At 71.0% G+C, this 10742-nt stretch carries 11 protein-coding genes; 3 read left to right on the top strand and 8 right to left on the bottom strand.

What is annotated here, in order from left to right; translation table 11 throughout:
- The 4 genes from AB0O34_RS25745 to AB0O34_RS25730 all read right to left on the bottom strand — a co-directional run.
- The coding region (locus AB0O34_RS25745) for a TIGR03086 family metal-binding protein (protein ID WP_363919469.1) at positions 1 to 549 on the bottom strand (549 nt) is incomplete at its 3' end.
- Between the two features lie 44 nt (positions 550 to 593).
- Positions 594 to 1739, bottom strand: coding sequence for a magnesium and cobalt transport protein CorA (locus tag AB0O34_RS25740; RefSeq protein WP_363919467.1), 1146 nt, complete (start codon positions 1737 to 1739; stop codon positions 594 to 596).
- A 70-nt stretch (positions 1740 to 1809) separates the two neighbouring features.
- Positions 1810 to 2280 (bottom strand): nuclear transport factor 2 family protein, encoded by a 471-nt coding sequence (locus AB0O34_RS25735; RefSeq protein WP_363919465.1) that lies wholly within the window; start codon positions 2278 to 2280, stop codon positions 1810 to 1812.
- 57 nt (positions 2281 to 2337) lie between these two features.
- Positions 2338 to 3225: an amidohydrolase family protein gene (locus AB0O34_RS25730; protein WP_363919463.1), complete on the bottom strand. Its 888-nt coding sequence runs from the start codon at positions 3223 to 3225 to the stop codon at positions 2338 to 2340.
- A gap of 216 nt (positions 3226 to 3441) precedes the next feature.
- Between AB0O34_RS25730 and AB0O34_RS25725 the strand changes: the two genes are divergently transcribed.
- Entirely contained in the window at positions 3442 to 4119 is a 678-nt protein-coding gene (locus AB0O34_RS25725) for a M50 family metallopeptidase (protein WP_363919461.1), read from the top strand.
- Positions 4120 to 4141: 22 nt separating this feature from the next.
- On the opposite strand, the gene AB0O34_RS25720 is transcribed toward AB0O34_RS25725, so the two are convergent.
- The 3 genes from AB0O34_RS25720 to AB0O34_RS25710 form a co-directional block, all read right to left on the bottom strand.
- Entirely contained in the window at positions 4142 to 6328 is a 2187-nt protein-coding gene (locus AB0O34_RS25720; RefSeq protein ID WP_363919459.1) for a DUF3488 and transglutaminase-like domain-containing protein, read from the bottom strand.
- Between the two features lie 22 nt (positions 6329 to 6350).
- Complete coding sequence (locus tag AB0O34_RS25715; protein WP_363919457.1) at positions 6351 to 7475, bottom strand: DUF58 domain-containing protein; 1125 nt, start codon at positions 7473 to 7475, stop codon at positions 6351 to 6353.
- 129 nt (positions 7476 to 7604) lie between these two features.
- Complete coding sequence (locus AB0O34_RS25710; protein WP_363919455.1) at positions 7605 to 8567, bottom strand: MoxR family ATPase; 963 nt, start codon at positions 8565 to 8567, stop codon at positions 7605 to 7607.
- Between AB0O34_RS25710 and AB0O34_RS25705 the strand changes: the two genes are divergently transcribed.
- Together AB0O34_RS25705 and AB0O34_RS25700 are read left to right on the top strand one after the other, a co-directional pair.
- On the top strand, positions 8529 to 9221 hold the full coding sequence (locus tag AB0O34_RS25705) for a hypothetical protein (RefSeq protein ID WP_363919453.1): 693 nt from the start codon (positions 8529 to 8531) through the stop codon (positions 9219 to 9221). The two genes, AB0O34_RS25710 and AB0O34_RS25705, sit on opposite strands and share 39 nt — an antisense overlap.
- Positions 9222 to 9821: 600 nt before the next feature.
- Positions 9822 to 10106: a hypothetical protein gene (locus AB0O34_RS25700; protein ID WP_363919451.1), complete on the top strand. Its 285-nt coding sequence runs from the start codon at positions 9822 to 9824 to the stop codon at positions 10104 to 10106.
- Here the strand turns inward: AB0O34_RS25700 and AB0O34_RS25695 are convergent, their stop codons facing one another.
- Positions 10107 to 10715 (bottom strand): hypothetical protein, encoded by a 609-nt coding sequence (locus AB0O34_RS25695; protein WP_363919449.1) that lies wholly within the window; start codon positions 10713 to 10715, stop codon positions 10107 to 10109.
- Positions 10716 to 10742: the final 27 nt, after the last annotated feature.

The following is a 10742-nucleotide window of genomic DNA, read 5'->3' as shown; positions in this document are numbered from 1 at the left end:
GGCGAGGGTACGGGCCTGCGGGTCGGCGTCGTCCGGCACGTGGACGGGGTCGCCGAACATGCCGCTTCCCGCTAGCGCCCCCGCCATCGGCGACAGGTAGCCGTACACCTCGGCCATCAGCTCGGGGTCGACGCGGTCGTCGACCCCGAGGCCGCGGGCGAGGTCCCAGGCGTGGACGGCGAGGTCGCTGGCCATCTCCATGCAGTAGCGCCGGGCGTCCACCGTCCCGTAGGACAGGTGGACCTCGCGGTCGAGCGCTCCCGGCTCGGCCAGCGCGCGCTGCGCCCCGACGCTGGCCTCGGTCCACCGGCCCACGGGGTCCTCACCGAGCTGGTCCCCGTCGAACCGGTCGCCCACGTCGGCCACCGTCTTGCCCGCGAGCAGCGGCGGCACCCACAGCTGCTCGATCACGAGGTGGTTGACCAGATCGCGGACGCTCCACTCGGAACACGGGGTCGGGGCGTTCCAGGCGTCGTCATTGATCATCGCCACCCGCAGACCGAACTCGTCCATCGCGATGGCGTGCAGTTCCAGCACACGATCCTCCATACGCCGGACCTACCCGAAATGCCGGGATCATCCCCTAGTGGGGATCACAGCCAGTTACGGCGTTTGAAGATCAGGTAGAGGGTGCCGCACACCGCCGCCATCAGCGCGACGGCGAACGGGTAGCCGTAGACCCAGCCGAGCTCGGGCATGTGGGTGAAGTTCATGCCGTAGATCGTGCCGACCAGGGTGGGGGCGAAGAGGATGGCCGCCCAGGAGGAGATCTTCTTGACCTCCTCGCTCTGGGCGTAGCTCGCCTGGGTGACGTTCTTCATCTCCTCGTTCTGCGCCTGGCTGACCAGCGTCGAGTTGACGATGAGGATGTCCTGGAGCATCTGGCGGAAGTTGTCCACCCGCTCCACCACCGTGATCGCGTGGTCGGCCACGTCGCGCAGGTACCGCTGGAGCTCCCCGTCGACGCCGTACTTCGGGGAGCCGGCGATCAGGCCGGTGAGCATGTCGAGGAGCGGCCGGGTGGCGCGCTGGAACTCGATCACCTCGCGCGACAGTGCGTAGATGCGCCTGGGCGCCGCGGGGTCGCCGCCGAACACCTGGACCTCGATCTCGTCGATGTCCTTCTGCAGTCCCGCGACCACCGGCGCGTACCCGTCGACGACCGCGTCGAGGATCGCGTAGAGGACGGCCTGCGGGCCCTGCCGCAGCAGATGGGGGTCGTTCTCCATGCGGCGGCGGACCTTGCTGAGGTCCGGGGCCTCGCTGTGGCGGACGGTCAGCACGAAGTCCGGCCCGACGAAGACGTGGAGCTCGCCGAACTCCACCTTCTCCGGCGAGTCGAGATACTGGGCGGCGCGCAGGACCAGGAAGAGCGTGTCGCCGTACCGGTCGGCCTTGGGCCGCTGGTGGGCGACGATGGCGTCCTCGACGGCCAGCTCGTGGAGGCCGAACTCCTCGGCGACCTTGAGGATCTCGGCCTCCGCCGGGCGGTAGAGGCCGATCCACGCCATGCTCCCCGACCGCAGGCGCAGGGCCGCGACGGCCTCGGCCAGCGACGGCGGGGTGTCGACGCGCTGGCCGTTGACGTAGACGGCGTTGTCGATGACGCTCTGCTGCGCCGGGGCGTCGGCCTCCTTGGACCGGGGATCCATGGAGTGCTCGGGCGCCACCTCGTGATCGGCCCCACGTACGGGCACTCGCATCAGGTCTCTCAGCCCTCGCACACGACGCTCCGGCACGGCCCACCTCCCCTGGGGACTGTCGGGACGGCGCGAACCCGGCATCGGTGCGATCCGCCCGTGTCAGACCCTAGCCTGATATAGGCGAATTGCTCCGCATATACTCCTCCAGTTGGCCGCGCGCCCGCTCCCGTACCTTGCGGCGCAGCATCGGCGTCCAGCCGAGCAGCACCCCGGTGGGCCGGCCGAGCGCCATCTTGCTCCAGTGGCGGAAGTCGAACTGGTCGTGGTGACGGACGATCAGCCCGTCCTCGAAGCGGAACTGGGCGTCGACCTCGTTGAGGACACGCCTGCCGGTCTGCGAGAAGACGTACTTCGCCGTCCAGTGGGCCGTGCCCGAGTAGTTGTCGGCCTCGATCTCGCGGGCCGAGACCTCGGTGCCGGGGTTGCGCCCAATGAGCATGCGCCACATGCCCATGACCCGTTCACGGCCTTCCAACTCCAGGAAGACGGGGTCGCCGAAGCTGATGTCCGGGTGGTAACACCGGCCCATGGCATCGATGTCACCGGCTGCGAAGGCGTCGTAGAACTTGCGAATCACTTGTCGATGCTCGTCGCCCCGTGACGCCGGTGTACGGGAGTTTGGCATTAACCCAGCTTAGAGGGGTTTTCCGAGAACCTGGTTCCCATTGTGCCAGCAAACCGCGCGAAGCCACTCGTCTCCGAGATCGAGCCTCTCCAGAGCATGCAACTGGTGGGCGTAGGCATAGGGGATGGTGGGCAGATCGGAGCCGAGGACGACCTTCCCCGCGAGCCCGAGATCTCGGAGCAGCGGCCTGAGCCTCGCGGGGAAAGGGGCTGTGGCCTCGGCGAAGTCCGTGAAGGCCATCGTCGTGTCGAGCCGCACGTTGGGGAAACGGGCGGCCAGGTCGAGGAACTCGTCGTACTCCGGCATGCCGAGATGGGCCACGACCACGCCCAGCGCCGGATGGGACGCGAGGACATCGGCGATCGGGCCGGGGCCGGTGCACCTGCCCGGCACCGGCATCGAGGAGGCGTGCACGACCACCGGGATCCCGGCCTCGGCCAGCAGCCCCCACACCCCGTCGAGCTGCTCGTCGCGCGGGTCGAACGCGCCTACCTGCAGGTGGACCTTGAACACCCGTGCGCCCTCGTCGAGCGCCCGCCGTACGTAACCGATGACGCCGGGCTCGGGGAAGAACGTCGCCGTGGGTGCGCAGCCGGGGGTGGTGCGGGCGAAGCCGAGCGTCCACTCGTTGAGGCTGGAGGCCATGCCTGGCTTGTGGGCGTACGCGAGGGCGGTGAAGCGGCGCACGCCGAGGGAGCGCAGGCGGGCCACGCGTTCCTCCGCGGACACGCGGTAGTGGATGTCCCACCCGTTCCCGACCAGCGGGCCGCCGTTCTCGAAGTGGTGCCAGACGCGCCGCTCCATGCGCTCCGGGAGGAAGTGGACATGCACGTCGACCAGGCCGGGCAGCCCGAGCGCACCCCACCATCCCGGAACATCGGCATCCTCGACGAGCACGCCAGCACCGTACCCGACGACTGCCGGCCCGCGCACGGCAGCCCCCGGATCCCGAATGTTGTTCTAGTAGTACGGGGAAGACCCTTAGCCGCAGATCATGCGACGCTATGTCCGCGCGTCCTCGGCCGTGCGGACATAGCTTTTCAGTGGAGGTGGACCCTGCAGACTTTCAGCGGTTTCTGGGCGCGGCTGACCGCCGTGCAGCCCGGCCCGCCCATGTGGATCACGGCTCTGGCCGCGCTCGTGGCCCTGGGCGTGGTCGTCTACCCCACCTCCTGGCACATCTCCAGGGGCCTGATCACGGTCGCGCACGAGGGAGGCCACGCGCTCGTGGCCCTGCTCACCCGGCGCAAGCTCCAGGGGATCCGTCTCCACTCCGACACCTCCGGCGTCACCCTGACCCGGGGACGGCCGACGGGTCCCGGCATGATCTTCACGGCCGGCGCCGGGTACGTCGCCCCCTCGCTGCTCGGGCTGGGCACCGCCTGGCTGACCGCCACGGGATACATCACGATCCTCCTCTGGACGGTCCTGGTGCTGCTCGCCTGCATGCTGCTGATGATCCGCAACGTGTTCGGCGTGGTGGCGCTGCTCACCATCGGCGGCGCGGTGTTCGCGCTCTCCTGGTTCGCGCCGGCCGACGTGCAGTCCGTCGGCGCGCAGCTCGCCGCGTGGTTCCTCCTCATCGGGGGCATCCGCCCGATCCTGGAGCTGCGGAGCAAGCGGCGGCACGGCAGGGCACCCGACTCGGACGCCGACCAGCTCGCGCGGCTAACCCCGTTTCCCGGCGGCTTCTTCGTCTTCCTGTTCCTGCTCATCTCCGCCGCGGCCCTCATCATCGGCGCCTACCTCCTCACCCCACTCGACCTCCTGAACCGCCTGAACAGCATGTGACGCGCCAGCCGGCCTCCGTCGGTCAGCTCCCTTGGGCGGGCTTTCCACGCCGGAGGGAGCGGGGATGGAGGCGGCGGGCGACGCGGATGAGAGGGGGCGTGCCGCGCCGGAGGAGCCTGCGGGCCTCGTCAGAACGGCGCCACGCCTCCTCCGCCGCCTCGGGACCGACCTTCCGCCCAGCGAACTCCACGAAGTTCAACAACTCACCCAGTGGCACGATATGAGCTGATATTTCGGGCCCCACCCGCCGCACGGCGCGCTCCGAAACCTCGGAGGCGGTCAGCGACGTCTCCCCCGCCAGGCCAAGATCCTCGCAAACCTGCCGCCAGGCGCCCAAGACCCTCTCCTCCGGGCTACCCCGCCGCCGGCGCCCCCGCCGGAGCACGGGCACGACCGCCACCGCGAGCATGTACAGCAGGAGCGCGACGCCGACGACGCTCGACATGACCAGCACGGTCGATGGCCCCCGCGACCGCGCGGCGTCATCACCCCCGCCGGGGGCCGGGGTGACGGACGGCCCCGGCTTCCTGGCCGAGGTCCCGCCGATCTGCTCGGCGAGCTGCCGGCGCTCCTTGACCGCCGTGCTCACGACGTCGTGCGTGGCCTGCGGGCCGCTTCGCTCCGGGGTGGGGTCGAAGGCCATCCACCCGAGATCCTCGAACTCGATCTCCGGCCAGGCGAGCACGTCACCGGAGAGCACCTGGAAGGTGCCGTCCCGCGGCGTCCCCGGGCGGAAGCCGACCACGACCCTGCTCGGCAGCCCGAGCGTACGGGCGAGCAGCGCGAACGAGGCGGCGAACTGCTCGGAGGTCCCGCTGTGGGTCGTACGCAGGAAGTACTCCAGCGCCGCCAGGGCGTGCCCGGGCGGCGACTTCACGTCGTACCTCTCGCTGGTGCGCAGGTAGTGCTCCAGCAGCGACGCCTGCTGGTACGGCGACCGCGCGTTCCTCGTCACCCGCTGGGCCAGCGACCGCAACACGCCGGTCTTCGGCGGCAGCGCGGGAGGTGCCCCGGCGGGCACGGCCTCCCGCCGCTGCTCGGTGGTCGGGCGCGGCACGTGCGAGGTGACCCGGTACGACCTGCCCGCCGTCCCCTCGCGGGCGGTGGCCAGCAGCGAGCCCGCCCCGTCCACCGCGACCCCGATGCCCGAGACCGCCACGGGGCGGTCGGCGGCCGGCAGCCGGCTTCCGGGGAGCCCTTCCAGCGTGACCGTCTGCTCCACGAGCTCGTACCGACCCCGGTACGGCCCGGACGGCACCCGCCCGCCCGTCGTCTGGAACCGCGCCGAGGACGACCACCGCACCCCGTCGTAGCGGTCGAGCACGGCCAGGCGCCAGTACTCGGGCCGGGACGCCTTGACGGTGAACAGCGGCGTGGTGGGCACCTGAAGCCAGGCGGAGACCCTGTCGAGCGGGCTGACGCTGTCGAACGGCACCACGGCGGGCTGGTCGATCAGCGTGCGCGGGTCGTACGGCTCTCGCCCGATCGGCAGCAGCGGGGCCAGCAGCACGCCCACCAGGCCGAGAACCGCCGCGACCGGAACCCCGGCGAGCACCCGCACCCTGCCACGGTCACCTCCCACGATCGCCAGCGCCGCGACCAGCGCCACGAGCGCGCCGGCCACGGGCATCACCGAGCCCTGCCCGTCCACGCCGAACGGCAGCGCGATCGCGAAGACCGCCAGGGCAGGGAGCGCGGGTAGAGCCCGCACGCGCGTACGTGAGCGCAGGACGATCTCAGCGCCCGCGAGCGCGGCCAGCCACACCAGGAAGTGGACCACCACCAGCAGCCGTGGCTCCCCGGGAGCGGGACGGATCGTGGTCAGCAGTGCCCGCCAGGAGTTCAGGAGCCCGGAGACGATCCCGGACAGCGCCTCCGGCGACGGCAGGTAGCCGCCCAGCGCGGTCGCGTGGAACAGCGTGGCGGAGACCGTCACCGACCAGACGGCCACCTGCGCGAGAAGGGACAGCCACAATGGCCGCTTCCTGGTGAGCACGGACAGCAGCACGGGGACGACCGCCGCCACCGCGACGACCGGCAGCAGGTCGGCCGGGTCGAACACCCCCCTGAACCCCCATCCCCCCGCCCCGGCCAGCCCCGCCACCAGCACCACCGCGGCGACGCTCGCCCCACCGCGCCTGTCGCCCATGGTCGTCCCCGGGCCGCTGTCCACTGCGGGCGGCCTGAGGCCTGTGTCCGTCATGGTCATCCGACGACCCTCATCCCCATGGTCATCGCCGGGCCGCTCGGGCCCAGCGCGTGGCGAAGGTCTCCAGGTCGGGTACGTCGATGACGGTGACGCCGGGCGCGGAGACGGGTCCGCCGACGGGAGCGATCCGCAGGCACATCGTGCGGTCGTGGCGCCGGCGAACGGCGGCGGCCCCGTCCACGGCGCCCGGTTCCCCGGTCACGACGACCAGCGAACCTCCCGGACGGACGAGACGTACCGGATCGGCGGCGGGGTCGGCGCAGAGCCGGACCACGGCGAGCCCGTCCAGCAGGACCTCGGCCTCGCCCGTACCACCTTTCGAATCGAGCAGTACGCCTCGCTCACCGGTGACCACGCGCACGGGGAATCCGGCCCGCGCCGCGCCCACCGCGACCGAGGCCGCCGCCTCCACGGCCAGCTCGAAGTCGGCCGAGACATAGGAGGCGGCGCGGGTGTCCAGGGCCACCGTCGTCATGGGCAGGCTCGCGTCCACGAGCCTGCGGACCATGATCGTGCCGGTGCGGGCGCTCGACCGCCAGTGGACATGCCTCAGGTCGTCACCCCTGACGTACTCACGCAGGGTGTGGAACGTCGCGGTGCCGCTGGGAGCGCGGTCGCCGCTCGGTCCCTCCAGGTGGTGGGCCCGGCCGGACGGCAGCACCGCCAGCGGCACGGTGCGCGGCCGGACCAGGACGAGCGCGCTCCCGCCGTACTCGATGACGTTACGGGTCAGACCGAACGGGTCCTCCCGCACCACCGCGAGCGGCCCCACGTCGATCTCACCGCGCGCCTCCGTGGGCAGCGTGTACGACACGACGCGTGTGGCACCGGGGCGTAGGCGGGGCATGTCCACCACCTGGTCGGCCGCACCGACGCGGTCGCGTGCCCTCAACCCGGTCAGACCCCATCGGCCCTGGTTGTGAACGTGCAGTACGGCGACGGCCGCCTCGCCGCGCGACACCTTCAGCGGCGTGACCTCCCGGCGGACCTCCAGCTTGGCCTGCGGCAGCGTCCACAGCAGTGCCCCGATCAGGCCTACCACCCCGCCGGAAGCGAGCACCACCGGCTCCGGATAGCCCAGCACGAAGGCCACCGCGTACAGGACGATCGAGCCGACCAGCACGCCCCCGCCCCACCGCGTCAGCACAGCACTCCCCGGCCGCCCCGAATCACCACACCACTCCGCGCGCCTACCAAGCCACCTGGGCACCAAGGCCCGTCAGGCGCGGGTCGGTCGTCGATGTCTCGCATGGGGGTGTCCTGTGTGAGCACGGCGTCAGACCGTGGCGAGCGCCTGCGGGCCGGGAGTCGCCGCCAGCGTCTCGGCGACGATCGCCGCGGCGGTGCGGTCGCGCATCTCTGCCTCGGGGGTGAGGATGAGCCGGTGGGCGAGCACGGGAGCCGCGAGCGCCTTGACGTCCTCGGGGATCACGAAGTGCCGCCCGGCCGCCGCCGCCTTGACCCTGCACGCGCGGAGCAGCGCCAGGCTGGCCCGGGGACTCGCCCCCAGCCGGACCTCGGGTGATCGCCTCGTGGCACTGACCACGGCGACGACGTAGTCGTAGATCGAGTCGGCGACGTGGATGCGGGTGGCGAAGTCGATCATCCCCCCGACGTCGGCGGCACGCGCGATGAGGGGAAGGCGCTCCACCTGCGGGCCGGTGGGCATCCCCTTCAGCACCTCCACCTCCGACGCGTGGTCGGGATACCCGACGGACACGCACATGAGGAAACGGTCGAGCTGCGCCTCCGGGAGAGGGTAGGTGCCGTCCATGTCCACGGGATTCTGGGTGGCCACGACCATGAACGGCCGAGGCACCGGATGGGGCTCGGCATCGACGGTGACGCGCCGTTCCTCCATGACCTCCAGCAGCGCGGCCTGGGTCTTGGGCGAGGCGCGGTTGATCTCGTCGGCGAGCACGATGTGGGCGAACACCGGGCCCTGATGGAACTCGAACTTCTGGTTCGACTGGTTGAAGATCGAGACACCGGTGATGTCGGAGGGGAGCAGGTCAGGAGTGAACTGGATCCTGCGCAGGTCGGCCTCGATGCTGGCCGCGAGGCTCCGGGCCAGCGTCGTCTTGCCGGTGCCCGGCACGTCCTCGATGAGAAGGTGCCCTTCGGAGAACAGCGTGATCAGGGCGAGCTCGATCGTCTCGCGCTTACCCCGGATCACCCGCTCGATGTTCCCCGCCAAGGCATGGAACCGCTGCTGGAACTGCACCGCGAGCGCCGCCACATCCCCATGCCCCGCAGCCACCCGCCCCGCGACCGCCTCCCCCCGACCAGCCACCGATTCTCCGGCCACCCGGCCGGCGACACCATCCCCCGCCACCCGACCGGCGACGGCATCCTCCGCCACGCGACCAGCGACCGAATCGGCCACTCGGCCGGCGACAGGATCCCCGCCCGCACCCACCCGGCCGCCCGCCGCACCCGCACCTCCGTGGCCGGCGACCGCACCTATCTGGCCGGTGACCGCACCTATCTGGCCGGTGACCGTATGGCCGGTGACCGCACCCCCACCCGTGCCGACGGAATCAACCGCCCCGTACTGAGGAATGCCGTACTGCCCGGTGCCGTACCCCGAACCGGCGGCCACCGCACCGTTCAACCCCGGCCCAGCCCCGTACCCTCCATCCCCATACGCGGAACCCCCGGCATCCGCACCGTTCGACTCCGCAGGCTTGTACTGGCCGGCGACGTACTGCCCTCCGCCGTACCCCGCACCACCATTCTCCGAATCGTTCAGCTCCGCGGGCTTGTACTGGCCAGTGCCGTACGGCCCTCCGCCGTACCCGGCGCCCCCGGCGTCCGCACCCGGCTGCTCCGCAGGCCTGTACTGCCCGGCGACATGCGGCCCGAGGCCATTCCCCGCGGCACCGGCCTCTGAGCCGTTCTGTTCGGCGGGCTTGTATTGGCCCGTGCCGTACTGTGCGCCGCCGTAACCAGGGCTCGTGACCTCGGTGCCCGGTTGTTCGGCAGAGCTGTACTGCCCGGCTCCGAGTTGCCGGGTGTAGTCCGTGCCGCCGGTTTCCGAGCCGTTCAGCTCCGCCGGCTTGTACTGGCCCGTGCCGTAAGGACCCCCGCCGTACCCTCCGCCGGCAGCGTCGGCCGGACCTGGTTGCTCGGCCGGCTTGTACTGCCCGGTCCCGTATTGTCCTTGTCCGCCAGCGCCGTACGCCGGAGCGCCGGCTTCCGAGCCGTCCAGATCCGCAGGCTTGTACTGCCCCGTGCCGTAACGCGCCCCGCTATGTCCCCCGCCTCCGGGCTCACTCGTCTGGTCCGACGGCTTGTACTGGCCGGTGCCGTACTGACCGCCCCCGTAGGCCGGTGCGCCGACCTCCGCGCCCGGTAGCTCCGGAGGGCTGTACGAAGGCGGACTGTACTCGGGGATATAAGGCCGGCCGGCCTGCTCCGCACCCCCATACTGCGAACCACCGCTACCAGCGTTCTGCTCGGTAACCCCGTGTTGCGAGCCGCCGTAACCGGTGTGCTCCTCCGTAGCCGCAGGCCGCGCGTCCCCGTACCGCTTGCCGGTGTACGGCCGGTCACGGGGCTGTGGGTCGTCGTACTGCTGCCCCCCGTGCTGCTGACCGCCGTCGCCGTAGCGCACGATGCCATGCGCTACGGTGCCCAGTGGCCCGGTGCCGAGCTGGGCATTGCCGAGCTGTGCCGTACCCAGCTGAGCGGTGCCGTGCTGGGTGGTGCCGTGCTGGGTGGTGCCGAGCTGGGAATGGTTTTGGTGCGCACTGTTCTTCACGACATGGCCCCCTGATCAGTCGTCGCATTGGAACAACGGCGCGGCGGGGAAGCCGCCACGCGGAGTCTTCATCAGCGTGTCGCTCAGGTAGCCGACTCCGCCGTTCCACTCGATCCGGTCCCAGACGACACTGGTCTCGCCCGACTCAGACTCGGTGACCGAGTCCCCCCTGAGCTGGCAGATCACGGTGATGGACCGGTACTGTCCCTTCGGAATCCTCCCGACCTCGCCGGTCTTGCCGGTGCCGGGCCTGATGATCGTGTCGGTCTGGTCGTTGTTGGCGTTCTGGTACGCCTGTCTCGGATAGGTGAGGTCGGCCGTGGCCGAGGCCGTGCTCTGCCCCTCACCCGCGGGATTCTTCGCCTTGAGCACGAAGTCGACCTTCAGATGGCTGCCGGGCTTGGCGACGTTCTCGATGCGGCCGTCGACCCTGCCGGACAGGCCGTTGGCGTGCACGACCGCGCCCCTGGCCGAGCTCCACAGCCAGGCGCCGACATCCGCGAGCTTGGGACTGGCGCTGGAAACTCCCACGCCGACGACGACGGCCGCTACGCCGAGCACGGCGACGACGCCCGTCGCGATCACCGCCGTGAGCCGATCACCCCGCGGCATTGGGATCTTCACCCCGCGACTCTCCCTGTGCCCCTGTTT

The sequence above is a fragment of the Sphaerisporangium sp. NPDC088356 genome, assembly GCF_040685555.1.
Lineage (GTDB): Bacteria > Actinomycetota > Actinomycetes > Streptosporangiales > Streptosporangiaceae > Sphaerisporangium.
This window is presented reverse-complemented; position numbering and strand designations above follow the sequence as displayed.

Coding starts and splice junctions, on each gene's coding strand:
- AB0O34_RS25705 (WP_363919453.1), top strand. CDS start 8,529: ATGGAACCGCTGCTGGAACTGCACCGCGAGCGCCGCCACATCCCCATG.
- AB0O34_RS25720 (WP_363919459.1), bottom strand. CDS start 6,328: ATGACCATGACGGACACAGGCCTCAGGCCGCCCGCAGTGGACAGCGGC.
- AB0O34_RS25725 (WP_363919461.1), top strand. CDS start 3,442: ATGTGGATCACGGCTCTGGCCGCGCTCGTGGCCCTGGGCGTGGTCGTC.